General features: G+C 68.4%; 20 protein-coding genes. 11 read left to right on the top strand and 9 right to left on the bottom strand.

All coding sequences use genetic code 11. The annotated features are described in order from the left end of the window. Window positions 1-34: 34 nt before the first annotated feature. On the bottom strand, window positions 35-631 hold the full coding sequence (locus AC3WQA_RS03635) for a Maf family protein (RefSeq protein ID WP_492673736.1): 597 nt from the start codon (window positions 629-631) through the stop codon (window positions 35-37). Next, on the bottom strand, window positions 628-1,077 hold the full coding sequence (locus AC3WQA_RS03630; RefSeq protein ID WP_492673735.1) for a hypothetical protein: 450 nt from the start codon (window positions 1,075-1,077) through the stop codon (window positions 628-630). Before AC3WQA_RS03630 ends, AC3WQA_RS03635 begins: the two co-directional genes overlap by 4 nt. 174 nt (window positions 1,078-1,251) lie before the next feature. Between AC3WQA_RS03630 and AC3WQA_RS03625 the strand changes: the two genes are divergently transcribed. From AC3WQA_RS03625 to AC3WQA_RS03600, 6 genes are all read left to right on the top strand, one after another. Beyond that, the gene (locus tag AC3WQA_RS03625; protein WP_492676312.1) at window positions 1,252-1,725 is read left to right on the top strand and encodes a YceD family protein; all 474 of its coding nucleotides are present in this window, start codon (window positions 1,252-1,254) and stop codon (window positions 1,723-1,725) included. 66 nt (window positions 1,726-1,791) lie between these two features. After that, window positions 1,792-1,986 carry a 50S ribosomal protein L32 gene (rpmF, locus tag AC3WQA_RS03620; RefSeq protein WP_492673734.1) on the top strand — a complete coding sequence of 65 codons (195 nt, stop codon included), beginning with the start codon at window positions 1,792-1,794 and terminating at the stop codon, window positions 1,984-1,986. Window positions 1,987-2,133: 147 nt separating this feature from the next. Next, window positions 2,134-3,108 carry a beta-ketoacyl-ACP synthase III gene (locus AC3WQA_RS03615; protein WP_492673733.1) on the top strand — a complete coding sequence of 325 codons (975 nt, stop codon included), beginning with the start codon at window positions 2,134-2,136 and terminating at the stop codon, window positions 3,106-3,108. 220 nt (window positions 3,109-3,328) lie between these two features. Beyond that, window positions 3,329-4,276: an ACP S-malonyltransferase gene (gene fabD / locus AC3WQA_RS03610; protein ID WP_492673732.1), complete on the top strand. Its 948-nt coding sequence runs from the start codon at window positions 3,329-3,331 to the stop codon at window positions 4,274-4,276. A gap of 92 nt (window positions 4,277-4,368) precedes the next feature. Further along, entirely contained in the window at window positions 4,369-5,112 is a 744-nt protein-coding gene (gene fabG / locus AC3WQA_RS03605) for a 3-oxoacyl-ACP reductase FabG (protein WP_492673731.1), read from the top strand. Window positions 5,113-5,286: 174 nt separating this feature from the next. Further along, on the top strand, window positions 5,287-5,754 hold the full coding sequence (locus tag AC3WQA_RS03600) for a carboxymuconolactone decarboxylase family protein (RefSeq protein WP_492673730.1): 468 nt from the start codon (window positions 5,287-5,289) through the stop codon (window positions 5,752-5,754). Window positions 5,755-5,978: 224 nt separating this feature from the next. Here AC3WQA_RS03600 and AC3WQA_RS03595 read toward each other — a convergent pair whose 3' ends face one another. The 3 genes from AC3WQA_RS03595 to AC3WQA_RS03585 form a co-directional block, all read right to left on the bottom strand. Next, complete coding sequence (locus tag AC3WQA_RS03595; protein WP_492673729.1) at window positions 5,979-7,289, bottom strand: sensor domain-containing diguanylate cyclase; 1,311 nt, start codon at window positions 7,287-7,289, stop codon at window positions 5,979-5,981. Next, complete coding sequence (locus AC3WQA_RS03590; RefSeq protein WP_492673728.1) at window positions 7,286-8,248, bottom strand: substrate-binding periplasmic protein; 963 nt, start codon at window positions 8,246-8,248, stop codon at window positions 7,286-7,288. Before AC3WQA_RS03590 ends, AC3WQA_RS03595 begins: the two co-directional genes overlap by 4 nt. Window positions 8,249-8,344: 96 nt before the next feature. Beyond that, window positions 8,345-9,394: an NAD(P)-dependent alcohol dehydrogenase gene (locus AC3WQA_RS03585; RefSeq protein WP_492673727.1), complete on the bottom strand. Its 1,050-nt coding sequence runs from the start codon at window positions 9,392-9,394 to the stop codon at window positions 8,345-8,347. 133 nt (window positions 9,395-9,527) lie between these two features. On the opposite strand from AC3WQA_RS03585, the gene AC3WQA_RS03580 reads away from it, so the two are divergent. Together AC3WQA_RS03580 and bla are read left to right on the top strand one after the other, a co-directional pair. Next, entirely contained in the window at window positions 9,528-10,229 is a 702-nt protein-coding gene (locus AC3WQA_RS03580) for a glutathione S-transferase N-terminal domain-containing protein (RefSeq protein WP_492673726.1), read from the top strand. 103 nt (window positions 10,230-10,332) lie between these two features. Beyond that, window positions 10,333-11,199 carry a class A beta-lactamase gene (gene bla, locus AC3WQA_RS03575; protein WP_492673725.1) on the top strand — a complete coding sequence of 289 codons (867 nt, stop codon included), beginning with the start codon at window positions 10,333-10,335 and terminating at the stop codon, window positions 11,197-11,199. A gap of 10 nt (window positions 11,200-11,209) precedes the next feature. Here bla and AC3WQA_RS03570 read toward each other — a convergent pair whose 3' ends face one another. Beyond that, window positions 11,210-13,441 carry a penicillin acylase family protein gene (locus tag AC3WQA_RS03570; RefSeq protein ID WP_492673724.1) on the bottom strand — a complete coding sequence of 744 codons (2,232 nt, stop codon included), beginning with the start codon at window positions 13,439-13,441 and terminating at the stop codon, window positions 11,210-11,212. 294 nt (window positions 13,442-13,735) lie between these two features. Between AC3WQA_RS03570 and AC3WQA_RS03565 the strand changes: the two genes are divergently transcribed. Both AC3WQA_RS03565 and AC3WQA_RS03560 read left to right on the top strand, forming a co-directional pair. Then, entirely contained in the window at window positions 13,736-14,512 is a 777-nt protein-coding gene (locus AC3WQA_RS03565; RefSeq protein ID WP_492673723.1) for an iron-containing redox enzyme family protein, read from the top strand. Window positions 14,513-14,785: 273 nt separating this feature from the next. Then, window positions 14,786-17,530, top strand: coding sequence for a putative bifunctional diguanylate cyclase/phosphodiesterase (locus AC3WQA_RS03560; RefSeq protein WP_492673722.1), 2,745 nt, complete (start codon window positions 14,786-14,788; stop codon window positions 17,528-17,530). 59 nt (window positions 17,531-17,589) lie between these two features. On the opposite strand, the gene AC3WQA_RS03555 is transcribed toward AC3WQA_RS03560, so the two are convergent. The 3 genes from AC3WQA_RS03555 to AC3WQA_RS03545 all read right to left on the bottom strand — a co-directional run bounded on the left by AC3WQA_RS03555 (window position 17,590) and on the right by AC3WQA_RS03545 (window position 19,280). After that, window positions 17,590-17,820, bottom strand: a complete 231-nt coding sequence (locus AC3WQA_RS03555; RefSeq protein ID WP_492673721.1) for an RNA-binding S4 domain-containing protein — start codon at window positions 17,818-17,820, stop codon at window positions 17,590-17,592. Beyond that, entirely contained in the window at window positions 17,817-18,251 is a 435-nt protein-coding gene (locus tag AC3WQA_RS03550) for a barstar family protein (protein WP_492673720.1), read from the bottom strand. Before AC3WQA_RS03550 ends, AC3WQA_RS03555 begins: the two co-directional genes overlap by 4 nt. A gap of 246 nt (window positions 18,252-18,497) precedes the next feature. Continuing rightward, window positions 18,498-19,280: a phosphatase PAP2 family protein gene (locus tag AC3WQA_RS03545; RefSeq protein WP_492673719.1), complete on the bottom strand. Its 783-nt coding sequence runs from the start codon at window positions 19,278-19,280 to the stop codon at window positions 18,498-18,500. Between the two features lie 124 nt (window positions 19,281-19,404). On the opposite strand from AC3WQA_RS03545, the gene AC3WQA_RS03540 reads away from it, so the two are divergent. Beyond that, a complete protein-coding gene (locus tag AC3WQA_RS03540; RefSeq protein WP_492673718.1) occupies window positions 19,405-21,057 on the top strand; it encodes a serine hydrolase in 1,653 nt (550 codons plus the stop codon). The last annotated feature ends 45 nt before the right edge of the window (window positions 21,058-21,102 follow it).

Here is a 21,102-nt window from a genome sequence, read left to right as displayed (position 1 = left end):
GAGCTTGCAGAGTAACGGCAGGCGCTGTCGCCGGCTACGGCATGGCGATGCCGGCCTCGCGCAGGAGCCGGGCGAGCGCGATCAGCGGCAGGCCGATCAGGGCGCTGGGGTCGTCGTTCTCGATGCGCTCGAACAGGCTGATGCCCAGGCCTTCGCACTTGAAGCTGCCCGCGCAATCCAGCGGCAGCTCGCGCGCCACGTAGCGTGCGATCTCGGCGGCGCCCAGGGCGCGGAAGTGCACCCGGGTGTGATCCACGTGCAACTGTTCGCGGCCGCTGCGGGTGTCGAGCAGGCACAGGCCGGTGTGGAAGTGCACCACGCGGCCCGCGCTGGCAGCGAGCTGGGCGCAGGCGTGGGCGACGCTGCCGGGCTTGTCGAGGATCGCGCCGTCCAGCACGGCTACCTGGTCGGAGCCGATCACCAGCGCGTTGTCCAGCGGCGCGGCCACGGCGGCGGCCTTGGCGGCGGCCAGTCGCGCGGCACGCGCCGCTGGCGCCTCGCCCGGCAGGGCAGCCTCGTCGGTGCCGGGGGCGCATTGTTCGAAATCGGCCAGCAGTCGGCGCAGCAGCTCGGCGCGGTAGCGCGAGGTGGAGGCCAGTACGATGCGTGGTGGGGTGATGTGGGTCGTCATTCGGCGTCGCGGTGGATGTGGTCGCGCATCGCGCTGTCCAGATCATGCTGGGCGGCGGCGAGCGCCTGCAGCAGCGGTTGCAGGCGCTCGCGGCTGGCGCGCATCGCAGCGGCGGTTTCGTCCAGTTCCCGCTGGCTGGCGCGGGCGGCATGGTCGCGAATCCAGATGCGCTGGCGCAGCAGGGCTTGCAGGCCGGCATCCACCGCGTGCTTCGCGTCGTGCTCGCTGGCGGCGGGGGTGTCGGGGTTGATCGTCATGACCGCGTGCGCCTGGGCCAGCTCGGCCCGGCAGCTCTTGAGATCGGCTTCCAGCCGGTCGGCCAAGTCAAGCAATTGCTGCAGAGCCGCCGCGCGATGGTTCTGCCAGCGCCTGGAGGTCAGCGCCCACAGTGCCGAAACGACGGTCACCACCACCGCCAGCACGCCGAGCATCAGGGAAAGGTTCACGCGAGCGGCTCGCCGGAGGACAGGCGCGCAGTCTGCCGCAAATGCGGCGGATCAGGCAAAATGGCTGGCGTGACGGTGTAAGCGCTTGATCCCATGGTTGACTTGAATGGTCTGGCTGCCTACCATTCACCGATTATGTCCGTGACACTGCCAGAGTCCGTGGACGCATGGCGCATGGTGTCGGCGCGGCGTTCGTTCGAAGGGTCGCTCCCCGTGGCCATGCTCCCGCGCCTGTGCAGTGCACTGGCCGGCAGCGAGGGCATGGTGAGTTACCGGTTGGATTTCGGCCGTGACGCGCTGGGTACGGATTACGTGGAGGTGCATGCGCAGGCGCCGCTGACGTTGCTCTGTCAGCGTACGCTGGAGCCCTTCGCGCTGCCGGTCACGGTGGATAACCGCCTCGGACTGATCCGCAAGGAACGGGACGAGGCAGGCTTGCCCCCGGGTTGCGAGCCGTTGCTGGTGGCCGAGGATGGTCGCCTGGCGCCAGCGGACGTGATCGAGGACGAGCTGCTGCTGGCCTTGCCGCTGGTGCCGATGAATCCGGACAGCCACCTGCCCGATGCGGTCGTTGGCGGCGACGAGGAAGGCGAGGACGCCGCGCCACAGGACAATCCGTTCGCGGTGCTCCGCGAGCTGAAGAAGTAAACCCGGTCGTCGCCGTGTGGCGACGATCTCGTAGAAATCGAACATCTGGTTCAGTTGGAGAAGACCATGGCCGTTGCCAAGAGCCGCCGTACCCCGTCCACCCGCGGCATGCGTCGCGCCCACGACAAGCTGAAGACCGTGCAGCTGTCCACCGACCCGACCAGTGGTGAGGTGCATCTGCGCCACCACGTCACCGCCGACGGTTACTACCGCGGCAAGAAGGTCATCGAAACCAAGGGTGCCGTATCGATCGACGACTGATTGCCTGCGGGGTCGCTGCTTGACCCGCGGGACGCACTACGCAAAACGGCGCGGCAACGCGCCGTTTTGCGTGCACGGTTGCACGAACGCTTGCGCATGTGTCGCGCGCGGCGTTCAATGCACGGTTTAGGTTTGTCGGAAAGCGCCATGGCCTCGATCTACTCCCGCATCCTCGCCACCGGCAGCGCGCTGCCCGAGCGCGTGGTCACGAACGCCGACCTGGAGAAGCTCGTCGACACCAGCGACGAATGGATTCGCACGCGCACCGGCATCCGCCAGCGGCACATCGCCGCCGACGGGCAGACCACCGGCGACCTGGCCTTGCTCGCCGCGCAGCGCGCGCTGGAGGCGGCCGGGGTGAAGGCGTCGGAGCTGGATCTGATCGTGCTGGGCACCACCACGCCCGACATCATCTTCCCGTCCACCGCCTGCCTGGTGCAGGCGCGCCTCGGCGCCAACGGCTGTGCCGCGTTCGACGTCAACGCCGCCTGCTCGGGCTTCATGTACGCGCTGGGCATCGCCGACAAGTTCGTCAAGAGCGGGCAGGCGAAGAAGGCGCTGGTGATCGGTGCCGAAACGCTCACGCGCATGATCGACTGGAACGAACGCGAAACCTGCGTGCTGTTCGGCGACGGCGCCGGCGCCGTGGTGCTGGGTGCCGCCAGCGAGCCGGGCATCCACGCCACCTGCCTGCACGCCGACGGCGGCTACAAGGAGCTGCTGTGGAATCCAGTGGGCGTTTCCAGCGGTTTCACTGACGAGCCCAACCACGGCGTGCGCATCAAGATGGCAGGCCGCGAGGTGTTCAAGGTCGCGGTGAAGACGCTCGACGCGCTGGTCGAGGAGACCCTGCAGGCCGCCGGCATGCATGCGGCCCAGATCGATTGGCTGATCCCGCACCAGGCCAACCTGCGCATTATCGAGGCCACCGCCAAGCGGCTGGAGATGCCGATGGAGCGCGTCATCGTCACCGTCGACCAGCACGCCAACACCTCCTCCGGCTCGGTGCCGCTCGCGCTGGATCACGCCGTGCGCTCGGGCAAGGTGCAGCGTGGACAGAACCTACTGCTGGAAGCCTTCGGCGGCGGTTTTACTTGGGCCTCGGCGCTGCTGCGGTTTTAAAAGCCGGCATTCGGACAGCGCCGCAGGATGCCGGGTCGAACATCGGCGACGCCGATGGCCCGCGGGGCAAGCCGCGGAAGCAACACTCATTCGGGGCACGGGATGTGGAGCCCGGAGTCCGGGATTCGGAAGAGCCGCGCCGCCAGATACTCCTTCTCCCGCGGCTTTGCCGGGAGAGGGTCGGGGTGAGGGGCTTCGTGTTTTGAGCAGGAGACATTGCATGAGCACCACCCATTCCAATCTCGCCTTCGTTTTTCCGGGCCAGGGTTCGCAGTCGGTCGGCATGCTGGCCGAGCTGGCCGCCGCGCATGCGGAAGTGAAGCCGACTTTCGACGAAGCCTCGCAGGGTGCGGGCGTCGACCTGTGGGAGATTTCCCAGCAGGGGCCGGAGGAGCGCCTGAACAGCACCGAGAACACCCAGCCTGCACTGCTCGCGGCCAGCGTGGCGGTGTGGCGTGTGTGGGGCAAGCTCGGCGGCGCACAGCCGGCGCAACTGGCGGGCCACAGCCTGGGCGAATACAGCGCGCTGGTGTGCGCCGGTGCCCTGTCGCTGCATGACGCCGCCGCGCTGGTGGCTGAGCGGGGCCGCCTGATGCAGGCGGCGGTGCCGGCGGGCGTGGGCGCGATGGCGGCCATCCTCGGCGGCGACGACGCGCAGATCGCGCAGGTCTGCGACGAGGTCGCGCAAGGCCAGGTGGTGGCGCCCGCCAATTTCAATTCGCCCGGTCAACTGGTGATCGCCGGCAATGCCGAGGCAGTGGATCGCGCGCTGGCCAGGCTCGCCGAACTGGGCGTCAAGAAGGCCGTCAGGCTGGCCGTGTCGGTGCCCTCGCACTGCATGCTGATGCGCGACGCGGCGGACACGCTGGGTGAGCGCATGGCCACCATCACGTGGCAGGCGCCGTCCATCCCGGTGATCCAGAACGCCGAGGCGAAGCATTACGAGTCGCTGGACGACATCCGCGGTGCGTTGCAGCGCCAGCTCTACCTGCCGGTGCGCTGGACGCAGTGCGTGCAGGCGCTCGCCGCGGGCGGCGCCACGCGCCTTGCCGAATGCGGTCCAGGCAAGGTGCTCACCGGCCTGGCCAAGCGCATCGACAAGGGCATCGAGGGGCGCGTCATCGGCACGCCGACCGAGTTCGACGCCGCGCGCACCGAGTGGTGCTGAGCGGCGACGGCTTTTGATGAAGAGTGCCGCCATGGATGGCTGCCCATTTATTCTTGCGACCACGGACGATCGCGTTGACGAGAGGACGATCCATGAGCAAGCCACTGCAGGGTGAAATCGCGCTGGTCACCGGCGCCTCGCGCGGCATCGGCGCGGCGATCGCGGACGAACTGGCCGCCATGGGCGCCACCGTGATCGGCACGGCGACCAGCGCGGCCGGCGCCACCGCCATCGGCGAGCGGCTGGCCGCGCACGGCGGTCACGGTCGCGTGCTGGACGTGGTCGACACAGCGGCGGTGGAGGCCTTGATCGACGGCATCGCCAAGGAATTCGGCGCGGTGTCGATTCTGGTCAACAACGCCGGCATCACCCGCGACCAGCTCCTGATGCGCATGCCCGAGGCGGATTGGCAGGCCATCCTGGACACCAATCTCTCTTCGGTGTTCCGCACCTCCAAGGCGGTGATGCGCGGCATGATGAAGGCGAAGAAGGGCCGCATCATTTCCATCGCCTCGGTGATCGGCCTGACCGGCAATCCCGGCCAGTCCAACTACGCGGCGGCCAAGGCCGGCATCATCGCCTTCTCCAAGAGCCTTGCGCGCGAGATCGGCTCGCGCAACATCACCGTGAACGTGGTGGCGCCGGGCTTCATCGATACCGACATGACGCGTGCCCTGCCCGAATCGGCAAAGGCCGGCCTGCTCGGCCAGATCGCGCTGGGCCGCCTTGGCGAAGCCAGCGACATCGCCAAGGCGGTGGGCTTCCTCGCCTCGCCGGCGGCGGCCTACATCACCGGCGAAACCCTGCACGTCAACGGCGGCATGTACATGCCGTAGGCGGTTGCGGCCAAGCGGAGGCGCGGGCATGAGCGGCTGGGGCCGGGTTGAGGCGAGGCGTTCGGATGATCCGCATGGCCGGCGGGGCTGGGGACGTGGGCCTGATGCAGGTCATGGGTGGTGGCCGGGGCGGGTGGCGTAGGCTGGGCTTTCCTTCAATCCGAGGTTGGCGCCATGTCCCAGCGTTTTGCTTACCCCAAGGCATCTCCGGATGGTTACAAGGCCATGTTGCAGCTGCAGCAGCATGTCGATGATTGCGGCCTCGAACACGCGCTGCTGGAACTGGTGAAGATGCGCGCCTCGCAGTTGAATGGCTGCGCCTACTGCCTGGACATGCACAGCAAGGATGCGCGCGCTGCCGGCGAGAGCGAGCAGCGTCTGTACCTGCTGAACGCCTGGCGCGAGGCGCCGTTCTACAGCCCGCGCGAGCGTGCCGCGCTGGCGTGGACCGAGGCGCTGACCCTGATCTCGCACGGCGAGGTGTCGGACGCGCTGTACGCCGAGGTGCGCGCGCAGTTTGGCGAGAAGGAGCTGGTGGATCTGTCGCTGGCGGTCATCGCAATCAATGGCTGGAACCGTCTCGCCATCCCGTTCCGTGCCGAGCCCGGCCACTACCAGCCGGGCGATCACGCGAAACGTTGATCGGCGTTCGCCGTCACCCGCCGGCGGGTCATGCGCCGTCTCGGCGGTGCTTCCCCCGGCTGGCGAAAATGGCGCGTCGCCGGCCAAGGGCGTGGATCTCGCCTCAACCGCTCTTCTGCCGGAAGGGGGTGCTTGCCGCCAGACGGCGTCGCCTATCGGGCCATGCGAACGTCACTGCGGGGGCGTCGCCGGATGAGCCTGGCGGCGATAGCGTTCGCGGGCGCTCAGGTTGCGTCGGCGACAACGACGCGGTTGCGGCCGGCGTGCTTGGCACGGTAGAGCGCATGGTCGGCGCGCGCCAGCAGGGCGTCGGCGTCTTCCTGCCGGTTGGCCCGGCTGGCCACACCCATGGAGACGGTCATGCGCAGCGGGGGGCCGCCCGGCAGTGGTACCTGGAGCGCTTCGATGGCCTTGCGCAGGCGCTCCGCGGAGGCCAGCGCGGCGGCGGTGGTGGTGTCGCCGAGCAGCAGGCCGAATTCCTCGCCGCCGAGGCGCCCGACGATATCGGTGACGCGCATTTCCCGCCGACAGACGTCGGCCAGCGCCACCAGCGCCAGGTCGCCGCCGGCATGGCCGTGGTGGTCGTTGATGGATTTGAAGTGGTCGATGTCGAGCATGCAGACACTGGCCGCGGCGTCGTGCATGCGTTGGTCGGCCAGGCGCTGCCGCAGGCGTGCCATGAACTCGCGGCGGTTGTAGAGCCCGGTCAGGCCATCGGTCTGCGCCAGCTGCTGCATTTCCAGGCGTTGCCTGTCCAGCAGCGCCGCCTGCTCTTCCAGTTTGGCCGTGCGCTGGCGCACGAGCTGCTCCAACTGGTCGCGGTACAGCCGCAGTTCCTGCTCCTGCTGGTCGCGCTTGCCGATGTCCTCGCGCAGGCGTTCGCGCAACTGGTTGAAAGACCGCGCCAGCTGCTCGATTTCGTCGGGCACCGGGCGCGCGGGGCGATCCAGCACGAGTGCCGTATCGAGCCGGTCGAGGCCGAGTTCCCCGGCAAAATCCGCCATGCGTTCCAGGTGGCGCGCCACCATGCGCCGGAACAGCCACAGCAGCGCCAAGGCAGCGCAGGCCAGGCCGGCAAAAGTGGTGAGGCCGATGCGGATGAAGGATCGGCGCAACTGCTCGTTGATGTAGCCGCGCCCGATCTCGACGGTCAATTGCCCGAGCAGGTGGCTGCCGTCGTGCTGGTAGACGACGGGGTAGACGCGCGTGATCGCGGGGTTGGCGATGGTGCGGCCGCGTTGCCACCGCTTGCCCTCGCTGGCGAGCTGCACCGAGGCGACGCCGGGGTAATTCATCGCGCCGTCCAGCAGCAGGCCGACCCGCTCGGCGTCCACCGACCACAATCCGGCGGCCAGTCCGGGGACGACGGCCTGGCCGATGTTGTCGAGCTGCAGGCGTGCGTAGGCGCGTTGCTGGAGGGAAAGTATGTGCAATTGCAGGCCGGCCACGACGATCGAGGCCATGGTGCTCATCACCAGGCAAGCCAGCATCAGGCGCGCGCTGACGGATCGCGGCGCGAATCGCGCAGGATTCATGGCGTCGCCGCCGGCTTGAACCACAGGCTGGCGCTGCCGGTCGACGCGTCCCCGGGAAACAGCGGATTGACGAGTTCGATGCGCCGGCGCCGATGCAGGGCGAGGTTTTTTTCCAGCGTGCCGTAGTCGCGCTGGAACAAGGCCTGCATGCTGCCGTCGCGGATCGCATGCCGCAGGCCGCGCGCGATGGCGTCGGCCAGCGCCTGGTTGCGCCGGTTCACGAAGTAGTACAGCGCCGAGGGGTAGTGCAGCAGCAGGTGCTGCTCGATGGCCAGGTGCAGGCTGGCGTGCCTGGCCAGTTCGGGCTCCACCTCGGCGATGGAGCGCGGCACGTAGTCGATGCGCTGCATGGCCAGCATCTTGAACAGCCCGTCATACGTCGAACTGGCCGCCGTCGGCAGGCCGTTGGCCCGCAGGATGGCCAGATCGGGCCAGTCGTGCCCTTGTCCGGCGCGGAAACGCCGGAGATCGCCGATGGAGCGCACCTTGTCCATGCCGGGCTGTTCGTCGGCGCGGATCAGCAGCACGCGCCAGCCGATCAGACCACGGTCAATCGGGATGCGGACGGGCAGCAGGTCGTGCTCGCGCTCGCGCGTGGCGACCGTCCAGACGACGTCGATGTCGCGGCCTTCCGCGAGTTGCCGCAGCGCGCGATCCTGCTGCATCCCGGCTTGGGCCGGCTGGAGCGTGTAGGCCACGCCGCTCCGTTGCAGCGCCAGCTTGAGCAGCGCCAGCGGGTAGTCGGCGCGGCGATCCTGGCCGGACTCCGGGTGCGGATAGACCACGCGCAGCGGCGTATCGGCCCTGGCGCCCGCGGACGCCAGGGCAAGCATGAGCAGCGCGGCGGCGCGGCGCTTCCACCGGGCGGTACCCGGAGAACGCCCGATACGTGTCGATGTCTTGCGGTGGGTGCTCGGGTCGGGGTTGTCCGTGCGTGTACCGGCGACAAGATCGTGCATGCGTGGATCGTGGTGGGGCCTTGGGCAAGACTGCGTGAAGCGGCGTAGACACCAGGTCGCCGCGAACGGCGGCCTGGCCGCGCGATGTCGCCGGGTTTACGCCGTGGCCAGCGTAGCCATGTCGATCACGAAGCGGTATTTCACGTCGCTCTTGAGCATGCGTTCGTAGGCGGTGTTGATGTCTTGCATAGCGATGGTTTCGATGTCGCTGACGATGCCGTGCGTGGCGCAGAAATCCAGCATTTCCTGCGTCTCGCGGATACCGCCGATCAGCGAGCCGGCGAGCTGGCGGCGCTTGAGTATCAGGTTGAACACAGTGGGCGAGGGGTGCGGCGTGGCCGGCGCGCCGACCAGGCACAGCGTGGCGTCGCGCTTGAGCAGGGCGAGGAAGGGATCGAGGTCGTGCGGCGCGGCGACGGTGTTCAGGATGAAGTCGAAGCTGCCGGCGTGCGCGGCCATCTGCGCGGGGTCGGTCGAGATCACCACTGCATCGGCGCCCAGGCGCTTGCCATCGGCCACCTTGCCGGGCGAGGTGGTGAACAGCACCACCTGCGCGCCCATCGCGTGGGCGAGCTTCACGCCCATGTGGCCCAGTCCGCCCAGGCCGACGATGCCGACCTTCTTGCCGGGGCCGGCGCCCCAGTGGCGCAGTGGCGAGTAGGTGGTGATGCCGGCGCACAGCAGCGGCGCCACCGCGGCGAGCTGCTCGGGACGATGCGTCACGCGCAGCACGAAGCCTTCATCCACCACGATGCGCTCGGCGTAGCCGCCCCAGGTATTGGTCTTGCCGCGGCCGTTGTAGGTGCCGGTGAAGCCGTTTTCGCAATACTGCTCCTCGCCACTCTCGCAGGAGGCGCAGTGCCGGCAACTGTCCACCATGCAGCCCACGCCCACGCTGTCGCCCGGCTTGAACGCCGTGACCGCATCGCCCACGGCGCTCACCGTGCCCACGATCTCGTGTCCGGGCACGCTGGGGTAGAGCGTGTTGTGCCATTCGTTGCGCGCGGTATGCAGATCGGAGTGGCAGACGCCGCACCAGCGGATGTCGATTTGCACGTCGTGCGGGCCGGGCGTGCGGCGTTCGATGGCCAGTGGGGCCAGCGGCTGGCTGGCGGCATGGGTGCCATAGGCGTGGACGGTGGGCATGCGGTGGCTCCTTGGGGGATAAGCCTGCCGAGCTTACGCCGGAACCGGCAGGCGCTGCGCATGCCCTCCGTCACCATTGAAGCGCGGGTCTGGCGCCGCCATGTGGAATGCCTCCACTGCGTGAGCCTCTACCGTGACCGATCTCTCCGCCTTCGCCATTACCCGCCGCTGGCCGGCGCAACATCCCGACCGCCTGCAGCTGTATTCGCTGCCCACGCCCAACGGCGTGAAGGTGTCGATCATGCTGGAGGAAACCGGCTTGTCCTACGAGGCGCATCGGGTGGACATCAGTCAGGACGAAAGCCATCTGCCGGAGTTCCTCGCGCTCAATCCCAACGGCAAAATCCCGGCGATCATCGACCCGCACGGCCCCGGCGGCCAGCCGCTGGCCGTGTTCGAGTCGGGCGCGATCCTGCTGTATCTCGCGGAAAAGACCGGCCGGTTCCTGCCGGCCGACCCGGCGCGACGCTGGGAGACGATCCAGTGGCTGTTCTTCCAGATGGCCTCGATCGGCCCGATGTTCGGCCAGGTGGGCTTCTTCCACAAATATGCCGGTCGCGAGTACGAAGACAAGCGCCCGCTGGCGCGTTACGTCAACGAAGCGAAGCGTCTGCTCGGCGTGCTGGATAAGCGCCTCGCCGGGCGCGACTGGATCATGGGTGACGAGTACACGATTGCCGACATCTCGATGCTGGGCTGGGTCAACAACCTGATCGGCTGGTACAACGCGGGTGCGTTGGTGGACTACGCGCGCTTTGCGCACGTCGATGCCTGGCTCAAGCGTGGCCTGGCGCGGCCGGCGGTGCAGCGGGGCTTGCAGATCCCGGCGGCGTGACGGCGACGCCCGCCACGGCTTTGCCATGGGTTTTGCCGCGGCAAGCCCGCCGGCGCTGGCAGCATGGTCGTCCCTCACCATCGCGCCATCGTCGGAGCACCGCATGCACCGCCGCCAATTCCTGAAAACCACGGCGCTTGGCGCCTGCGCGCTGGCGCTACGTCCTGCCTGGGCGCATGGCGACCAGGACGTCGACGCGCGCCTGGCCGCGCTGGAGCGCCGGCATGGCGGGCGTCTCGGCGTGGCCATCCTCGACACCGGCAGCAACCGCCGCCACGGCCATCGCGCGGACGAGCGCTTCCTGATGTGCAGCACGCACAAGCTGCTGACGGTGGGCGCGGTGCTGGCGCGGGTCGATCGTGGCGGGGAGCGGCTGGATCGGCACATCGTGGTCGCGCGCGACGCGGTGCTGGCCTGGGCGCCGGTGACGAGCCAGCACGTGGGTGCGCCGGGCATGAGCGTGGCCGAACTGTGCGCGGCGGCGATCACGGTGAGCGACAACACCGCGGACAACCTGCTGCTGGCCAGCCTCGGTGGGCCGCCCGCCGTCACCGCGTTCGCGCGCACGCTGGGCGATGCACTGACCCGGCTGGATCGCTTTGAACCTGGGCTCAACGTCGGTGCACCGGGTGACCTGCGCGACACCACCACGCCGGATGCGATGCTGGGCGACCTGCATGCGCTGCTGCTCGGCGATACGTTGTCCGCCGCATCGCGCGGCCTGCTGACGACATGGCTGCGCGCCACGGGCACCGGACTCGACCAGTTGCGCGCGAGCGTGCCGGTCGACTGGCGCGCGGGCGACAAGACCGGCAGTGGCTCGCATGGCGAGAACAACGACATCGCGATCTTCTGGCCGCCGCAACACCAGCCGCTGCTGGTGACGGCGTTTTACGTCAACCCGGACGTGGACGGCACGCGGCGCAAGGCAGTGCTGGCCGAGGTGGGGCGGATCGCCGCGTCGGCTTGATCGCTGCGTCTTATGGCGTCACTGGCAGGCCGGGGTGGTACACGCGCTCGGTGTGGCCCTCGAGTTGCTCCGGCCAGAAATACACGGTGCGCAGGTTGCCGCTGGCGTAGCGCTCGGCCTGGTCGGTGAAGTGCTTCGAGCCGGGATGTCCGCTCTGCCCGCCGACGTGGATGGCGCGCGCGCTGACCTTGGGGCCGAATTCCACCACGGCTACGAAGCTGTTGCCGCTGGAGCCGTAATACTTCTTCGTGCCCGGCCAGGTGTGCGCGCCGGACGAGGCCAGCGAGCCCCAGCGTGAGGAGGTGAAGGGGATGGCGAGGCTGGGTTTGGTGTCGTCGAAATGCGGGTGGATCGCATCGTCCAGCCGCTGGTAGCGGTTCACCTCGCCCCACGGTATGCCCCAGTCGCCGAAGTCGCGGGTCAGCGTGTCCACAGCATCCAGCAGCGCATTCAGGCGCATGTCGGGCGTGGCCTTGGTCGCCATGTAGTCGTAGCTGCGGGTGACGTCCTGGTCGGGATCGAGCTCGCTGGCGGCGGCCAGCGGCGTCACCTCATCCCACAGCCGGTCGCCCCAGAACACCGCGAGCGTGGTGGGGATGGAGGCGATGCCCCAGTGGTAATCCCAACTGCGCAGTACGGCGATCGGCGCGGCGAGCTTGGCCTTGCGCGGATCGGTCGCGAGCAGGGCGTCGTAATCTTTCAGCAGAATGGGAATCTGCCGCGCGAAGGCTGGCAGCCAGGAGTCGAACGCGCTGGCGATCAGCTTGGCCTTGCTGAAACCGCTGGCGCCGGTGAGCAGGTGTGTGGCGTGTTTGCCGCGCGGGTTCTCGCCGAAACTGTCCATGTAGCGCGGATAGTTCTCGCGTTTCGGGCTGTCTACGCCGGCGGCGGAGTAGGGCCAGTCGTTGGTGTTCATCGCCCAGCCGGTGGCCGGGTTCACTGCCTGCGGCAGATCCTTCAGCGGCGTGAGGCCTTGCCAGTCGGTGGCCGGATCGCTGCCATCCACCGGCTTGGTGTAGTCGAAACGGTTGTCGCGTTTCGGCACGAACTGCGGCATCAGGAACGCGATCTCGCCCTGGTCGTCGGCGAACAGCGTGTTGTTGGAGGAATTGGCCTGGAGCTCGGCGACCTTCATGTAGCTGGCGTAGTCGTGCGCCTTGGTGCGCAGCCAGCTTTGCTCCAGCGCCGCGATCGGCTTGTCCATCAGCGCCTGCGCGATCCACTTGCCGTGGATGCCCGCCACGATGGGGCCGTGGTGGGTGAAGTACGCGGTGAAGCTGCGCGTCTTCATCGTGCCGTCGGCGCTGCGGTAGCGCACCGCGATCACGCGCGCGGTCACCGGGCGCAGTGCCTTGCCATAGCGATAGAAGACCTTGCACCGGTCATGCACGATGGTTTCAGCGAACTGGTCCACGTTGTTGACGCCGGTGGAGGTGTGCATCCAGCCGATGTGCCGGTTGAAGCCCTGGTAGATGAAGAACTGGCCCCAGGTCACCGCGCCGTAGGCGTCCAGCCCCTGGTCGCTGGACATCTGCAGCTCGCTGCGGAAGTAGAACGAGGTGTGTGGGTTGATGAGCAGCAGCGCGTGGCCGTCGGTGGTGAGCCTGGGCGCGATGGCGATGCCGTTGGAGCCGGTGGGCTCCGCCCAACTGGGCGGGTTTGCCGCTGCGAGTTGCGGGTGCTTGTCGCCGTAGAACGCGGCGAGGTCTCTCAGAGATACGTCTTCGATGTCGCCGCCGATGCTGCCCTCGGTGAAGGACAGCGCCATCCATGGCGCGAAGTGCGTGATGACCTCCGGGTGCACGTCGGGGTGCGCGGCGAGGTATGCGTTGAGGCCGTCGGCCCAGGCATCCATCAACTGCCGCAGCCACGCGGGGCTCTGTGCGTAGAGCTGTTTCAACTGCGCCGGATCGACCCACAATTGCTGGCGCAGATCCTGCCAGACCGCCGACTCGCCGTCGGCCTGCGCGGTCCAGCCCAGCGCGGTGAGGTAGTTGCGCTCCACCCGGTGGAAATCATCCTCGGCCTGCGCGTAGGCCATGCCGAACACGGCGTCCGCATCGGTCTTGCCGTGCACGTGGGCGATCCCGAAATCGTCGCGGGTAATTGTCACCGCCTGCGCCTCGCGCTGCAGGCGCGCGCGGTCGGCGGCCTGCGCCGAAGCGGCGCTGGCGAGGCCCAGGGCGAGCAGGAGCAGCCACGGACGGGCGCGGCATGGGGGAGTCGGCTGGGGGGCGGACATGGCGGTTCCCGATAGTGCGAAGGGTTGCCAAGCCATCTTGCCGGCAGGCGCGCCCATTCGGCAATGGGCGGCATGGCGCGACGGGCGCCGTATTTTCGGTGGCGGGTTGCTATGCTCGATGGCGGCCATGGGACGCCATCGGCAGCGAGTGGGGGCGCCGGAAGTCCGGGCATGGCACACGATGTCGTGGCGTGGTTTGCCGCGGGGTCGCGGGTGGCCGTGGCCCCGGTTTCCCGGCCAACCGCGTGAATAGGCAAGCAACCGGAACATCCTCAATCCTGTCAGGAGAGTTCCATGCATACCCGATTCGAACGCAGTGGCCCCTTGACCGACCTGTCCAGCTATCCGCGTTGGGCGCAGGACATGGTGGTGCAGTGCGAGCCGACCTACCGCCAGGTGCTTGGCCACGAAATCTGGGCGCGGATGACCACGCTCACGCTGGACGAGCCGTCCACCTACAACTTCATGGCTGGCCTGTGGCCCTTCATCGAGCGCTTCCCGGGCTACATGGCGTTGAGCCTCCTGAAGACGCGCTACGGCCGCAGCGAAGGTGACGACATGGCGCGGCGCTGGCTGGTGCGCAACATCCGGGTGGAGCAGAACCATGCCGAATACTGGCTGGAGTGGGCCGAGGGCGCCGGTGTGGCGCGCGGGGATCTGCTGCGTCGGCCGGCGCCGGCCGGCACCGATGGCCTGTATTGCTGGTGCGAGGAAATCTGCACGCAGGGCACGCTGGCGGCGGGCCTGGTGGCCACCAACTACGCCATCGAGGGTGCCACCGGGCAGTGGTCGCGGATGGTGTACGAAAGTGCGGAGTATCACGACAGTTTTCCGCCGGAGAGCCGCGCCGCCAGCCTGCGTTGGCTGAAACTGCACGCCGCCTATGACGATACCCACCCGTGGGAGGCGCTGGAGATCGTCTGCACGCTCCTGGGCGAGGCGCCATCGTCGGCGGAAGTGGCGCATCTGCGCGAATGCATCGAACGCAGCTACCGCTGCATGATCCTCCTGGGCGATCGCTGCATCCGCACCCACCATGGGGCGCTCATGGCGGGTGAGGTGGCGGCCTGATCGACGCGCCGGGCCCGGCCAGGTCGGGCCCGGCGGCACGATGAACCCCGCTTCCGGCAAGAAGACCCGGCTCAAGTTCGACGATGGGGTGCCGATGCTCCGTGGTAGCGGTTAACCACATGAAGGCGCGGGGGTATCCCCAGCAACCTGCGCCAGCGGAGCGAGGCGATGCAAGGTTGGCTAGGACGGTCAAAGGCGCCGCAAGCGCTGGCCGGCCGGGCAGAGTGCCCGACCGGTAGCGAGGCTGTGGCGGGAAATCGGGATGGCGCGCGGTTGCCCAGCGGCCTGCAACAGCCGCTGTGGCGCCGGTTGATGCCGCTGGCCTGGGGGCTGGCGGTCGCCGTTGTGCTGGTGATCGCGCTGGCCTGGGGCGTGCTGCAGGTGCAGATCACCCTGGCCGGCTTCCTCAACAGCGAAAGCGTGTGGTCGAAGGCGCAGAAGCAGGCGGTGATCGACCTCGATGCCTATGCCCAGCGTGGCGATCCGGCCACCCTTGCCGACTACCGCCGCAGCGCGCAGGTGATGGCGGCCGATCGCTGGGCGCGCGAGGCCATCATCGCCGGGCATTACGACGTGGCGCGCGTGCATCAGGTGTTCCTGCAGGGCAACCTGCTGCCGGCGGCCGAGGGCGGCATGACCTTCATGCTGCGCCATTTCGCGGACGTGCCGTACATGGCGCAGGCCATCGATGCGTGGCGCGCCACCGACGCTTCGCTCGACCAGTTGGACGCGGTGGCCGACGAGTTGCAGCGCGGTTACGCCGCCGGGATTCCCGCCGCGGCGGAGATCGCCCGCCAACGCGCGCGTATCGGCGCCATCAATACCTACATCGGCCCACGCAGCAAACATTTTTCGCTGGTGCTGGTGAATGGCGCGATCTGGCTGGGACGGCTCTTGTTCGCGGCCGTGCTGCTGGGCCTCCTGGTAGTGGCCATGCTGTGGGTCAACATGGCACGGCGTGTGCTGGATCGCATCCGTGGCAGCGAAGAGCGTTACCGCCTGCTGTTCGAGAGCGCGGCCGTGGCCATCGTCATGGTGGATGAGGCCAGCGGTTGCGTCATCGACGTCAACCGGCTGGCCGCCGCCTGGATCGGACGCCAACCGGTCGAGCTGAACGGCGTGTGTTTCGAGGCATTGTTCGTGCCTGGCGCAACCCATGCGGTGGGCCATGCGCAACACGCCCTGCTGTATGGCGCCGGCACGCAGCGACCGGTGGAAATGCAGGTGAGCCACACCGTGTGGGGCGAGCGCAGCGTGCGGCAGGTGATCGTGCGCGACATTTCCGAGCGTCTGGCGCTGGAGCGCGAACGGCGAGTGGCGGCCGAAGCGCTGGCCGGCATCGCCGAGGGCGTCATCATCACCGATGCCGAGCGGCGCGTGCTGTCGGTGAACGCGGCGCACGAGGAAATCACCGGCTTCGGCATCGCGGCGGTGAAGGGGCGGCGATTCGACGAGCTGCGCCGGCTGCCCGATGGCACGGCGCTGCCCGAATCGGTGTGGGCCAGCATCGCGGGCGGGCGGCACTGGAGCGGCGAGGTGCTGGGTCAGCGCGCCGACGGCAGTGGCTATCCCGAACACCTCAGCATCAGCGCGATCCGCGACTCGCAGAAGCTGGTGCAACACTACGTGGCGGTGTTCAGCAATATCCATGCGCAGAAGGCGCAGCGGCACCGGCTGGAACACCTGGCCAACCACGACCAGCTGACCGGCCTGCTCAATCGCGCCGAGTTCGAGCGGCGCTGCGAGTCGGCCATCGCCCTGGCGGCGCGCACGCGTGCGGCGATGGCTGTGCTGTTCGTGGATCTGGACGCCTTCAAGATCGTCAACGACAGCTACAGCCATGCGGTGGGCGATCGCTTGCTGCAGAAAGTGGCCGAGCGCATCGAGCGCGAGCTGGGCGAGCACGACGTGGCGGGCCGCATCGGTGGCGACGAGTTCACCGTGCTGATCGACCGCCTCGCGCTGCGCGAGGACGCCGGTGCGATGGCCAAGCGCCTCCTGGCCAGCCTGGCCGAACCCATCCTGGTGGACGATGGCGAGCTGGTACTCAGCGCCAGCATCGGCATCGCGGGTTATCCGCTGGACGGCGCCGACGCCACGACCCTGATCGCCAATGCCGACGCCGCGATGTACGTGGCCAAGAACGCCGAGCGCAACGCGTATCGCTACTACACGCCGGTGATGCAGGCCAACGCGCGCCAGCGCCTGCTGCTGGTGTCCGAGTTGCGCCGTGCGCTGGCCGAGGACGAATTCCGGCTGTGCTATCAGCCCAGCGTCGACATGCGCAGCGGCCGTATCGTGGCGGTGGAGGTGCTGCTGCGCTGGCAGCATCCCGAGCGTGGCGAGCTGCCACCATCGGAGTTCATCCCGGTGGCGGAGAGCCTGGGCCTGATCCGGCGGATCGACGAATGGGTGCTGCAGGCGGCCTGCAAGCAAATCAGCACGTGGGAGCGCGCCGGCATGCCGCCGGTGCGGGTGGCAGTGAACGTCTCTTCGCGCGGCTTCGGTCACCCCGGCTTCGTGGCGCATCTGGAGCGCACGCTGAAGGCGCACGGCGTGCCGCGCGGCCGGATCTCGCTGGAGGCCACCGAGGGCACCATGCTGCGCTTGGGTGACGACACCGAACGCACCATGCGCGACCTGCACGCCCTGGGCGTGGAGGTGGCCATTGATGACTTCGGCACCGGCTATTCCTCGATGGCCTACCTCAAGCTGCCCTCGGTGACCACGCTGAAGATCGATCGCTCCTTCGTCACCGGTCTGCCGCACGGGGCCAACGACGTAGCCATCGTGCAGGCCATCCTGGCGATGGCGCGCAGCCTTGGCCTGCGTACCATCGCCGAGGGCATCGAGCTGGAGGCACAGCACGAGTTCCTGCAACAGGCGGGTTGCGACGAAGGACAGGGTTACCTGTATGCCGCCGGCCTGCCGGTGGCCGCGCTGGAGCGCCTGCTCGATCCGCGTCCGCGCCACGGCCCGCCACAACTCAGCGTGGTGCGTCAGCGCAAGCGGCATTGATGCCGGCGGCCCAGCCCGGCGCGCAAAAGCGCCGGCCTGCGCCAGCAGATCGCGCCGCGTCAGCTGGCGGCGGCGCGCACGTGGATTTCCACGCCATCCAGCCGTACCACCTGGCCCACGCGGATCTTGCAGGTCTTGCGCAATTCGACCTGGCCATCCACCGTCACGGCGCCGCTGGCCACCAGTTGCTTGCCGGCGCCGCCGCTGTCGCATACCCCGGTGAGCTTGAGCAGGTTGTCGAGTTTCACGAAATCGCGGTCGAGTTCGAAAGAGAGCGGCGGTTGGCTCATGCGAGGTCTGGGCTGTGGTTGGGTAGGGCGAGGAAGGCGAAGAACGGACGGTCGGCATCCTGTGCGAAGGTGGCGGCGTCGTCCAGCAGGCCAAGCAGGATATCAAAGGCGCTCTCGGCACCCTGATGCAGGGCACCGGCATGGCCGAATAACCAGACGTGACCCCATGCCGGCAGCCAACCGGGCTCGCGCAGGCGATCGGCCAGTGCATCCCAGCCGTGTCCGTCGCCGGGTGCGAGATCCAGCATCGCGGCAAGCCGGCGCTGCAGCTCGGCCTGGTCGTGGCAGCCGGCCAGATCGCAGCCGCGCACCACCAGCTCCTCGCGTCGCGCGCTGGCACCAAGCCGTTCGAGATCGGTGTCGCCGACGAAGTACACGCCGTTCTGGCTGGGACGGGTGAGGTCGGGATCGAGCGCTTGCGCGTGGCTCATGGCGTCCTCGCGAAACGGCGGGCACGAAAGCCGCCAGCGTCATCCTGCCCGAACGCCGGTGTGGCCGCAGTGACGACGCGCACAGGCGCGGCGGCACTTGCGGGCACCGGCGTCGGACGGCTGCGGCTGTCGTGGCGGCACGGCCATCGCCACCGCTTCCTGGTTGTCGTGCTTGCCCTGGCGCTACCGCAGGACGGTGGGTTCTTGCGAAGTTCGAGATGGCGGCACGGCTTGCCCGGTGGAGCGCTAGCCATGATCCCGCTTGCCCTGCCGCAGGCACTCGGCCAGGGCGATGCCCAGCACCAGCCAGAAGGCGCCGAGTGCGTAGCCGGCCAGCACATCGGAGAGGTAGTGCGCCTGCAGCATCACGCGGCTGAAGCCGACGAAGGTCACCAGGGCGACGGCGGCGGCGACGGTGTCGCGGTGGTGGCGGGGCAGGACGTGGCGCAACAGCAGATAGGCCAGCATGCCGAAGAACGCCATGCTCATCATGGCGTGACCGCTGGGAAAGCTGTAGCCGGTTTCCACCACGAAACCGTGGCCGTCGAACGGGCGGATGCGCCTGACGAGGTGCTTGGCGGCTTCGCCGCACACCACGGTGCCGCCCAGCGCCACGCACCAGGGCACGAACAGGCGCCAGCGGCGTTGCCACGCCAGCAGCAGCGCGACCAATGCACCGGCCAGCGCCAGCAGCAGGGGCTTGCCCAGCCAGGTGAGCACGGCCAGCACCTGCAACAGACTCGGGGGCAGGCTGTCGTGCAGCGTCCGGGTGAGCATGTCGTCGAAGCGCAGCAGCGCAGTCTGAGTCCACACGGCCCACAGCAGCAGCACGAACACGGCGCCCAGCAGCGTCGACAGGGCGAGCGCCGGGCCGGGCCGCAGGGCCAGGTAGTCGTCCTTGCCGGTGGCGGCCAGGCGCCGCCGGCGAGCACGGCGCCAGCCGAAGTCGCCGGCGAGCAGGGCGAGGATCAGCAGGGCGGCCCACAGGACAAGGGCGTGCTGGCCGATCCATCGGGGCAGGGCATCCATGGTGTGGGGTCGCTCGCGTGGCTCGAAACTCCGCAGCTTGCCGCAAGCCGGGCATGACTTCCAGCGCTGGCCCGGAGGGCCGCTTGCGGCGATAGTTGCCGGGTTCACGACCACGGAGCTTGCGATGCCACAGCAACCCCTTTCCTTGCGCGCGGCGGTATGCGCCGCACTGCTCGTCCTGGCCACGGCGACATCCGCGCAGACCGTGCCGGCGGTGTCGCCCGCGCCGGCCGCGACGGTCGCCGCAGCGGCCGCCGTGCCGGCGCAACTGCAGGATTTCGACGCCTACATGGCCGACACGCTCAAGACCTTCCGGGTGCCGGGCATCGCGGTGGCCATCGTCAAGGACGGCAAGGTGGTGCTGGCCAGGGGCTACGGCGTACGCGAGCTGGGCAAGCCGGCGAAGGTGGACGCGGACACGCTGTTCGCAATCGCCTCCAACACCAAGGCGTTCACAGCGGCGGCACTGCAGATGCTGGCCGACGAGGGCAAGCTGGACATGGATGGCCGGGTGATCGACTACCTGCCTGGCTTCCGCATGAGCGACCCCTACGTGACGCGCGAGATGCGCGTGCGTGACCTCCTGGCGCACCGCAGCGGCCTCAGCCTCGGCGCGGGTGATCTCCTCTACTGGCCGCCGACCAGCTACTCCACCGCGGACGTGGTGAAGCGTCTCGCCGAGGTGCCGATCAAGCACAGCTTCCGCGGCCACTACGCCTACGACAACATCCTGTTCGCGGTGGCCACCGAGGTGATCGAGAAGGTCTCAGGCCAGCGTTATGCCGACTTCATCCGCCAACACCTCTTCCAGCCAGTGGGCATGGACGAGTCGCTGATCGACATGACCTATCTGAAGCCCGGCATGGACGTGGCCACCGGCCATGCGCCCTACGATTTCAAGGACATCAAGCCGGTGCCGCCGATGGCCTGGCTGAATGACCCCGGCGCGGGCGGCATCTATGCCAGCGTCAACGACCTGGCCAAGTGGATGAACGTGCAGCTCGCTGGTGGCAAGCTGCCCGACGGCAAGACGCTGTTCTCGGCCAAGAGCCACCACGAGATGTGGACGATGCTCACACCGATCCCGGTGGGCAAGCCGCCGATCCCCGAGCTGGCACCACTCACGCCGCAGTTCTACGGCTATGGCGAGGGCTGGTTCCTCAGCGATTACCGCGGCCAGAAACTGGTGTGGCACACCGGCGGCTGGCCGGGCTTCGTCTCGCGCCTCACCCTGGTGCCGGGCACGGATCTGGGCGTGGTGGTGCTGACCAACCAGCAATCCGGTGCCGCGTTCAACGCCGTGACCTACCGCGTGCTCGATGCGTATTTGAACGCCGCACACAAGACCGACTGGGTAGCGGTGTACGACAAGGCGGTGAAGCAGGGCGAGGCGAACGCCGACACCAGTTGGGCGAAGCACGAGGCGGCGCGCGACAAGCACAGCAAGCCGTCGCTGCCGCTGGCCAGTTACGCCGGCGCCTACCGCGATCCGTGGTACGGCGACATCGTCGTCGGCGAGGAAGGCGGCAAGCTGCGCCTGCGCTTCAGCCACACGAAACAGCTGGTGGGCACGCTGACGCCGTGGCAGCACGATACCTTCATCGTGCGCTGGGACGACCGCTCGCTCGATGCCGACGCCTTCGTCAACTTCGCGCTGGACGACGATGGCCATGTGCGCGAGATGCGCATGCAGCCGATCTCCCCACTCACCGACTTCAGCTTCGACTTCCAGGATCTGCGGCCGGTGCCGGTGCGGGCCGCCGATCGGCACGATTGAGCGTTCGAACCCGCTCCCGCCGCGGAAGTCGCGCCGGGAGTGGGC

The organism is Rhodanobacter sp. FW106-PBR-R2A-2-24, assembly GCF_058789615.1.
The sequence above is the reverse complement of the archived record's forward strand: the minus strand, read 5'-3'. Positions and strand labels throughout refer to the sequence as shown.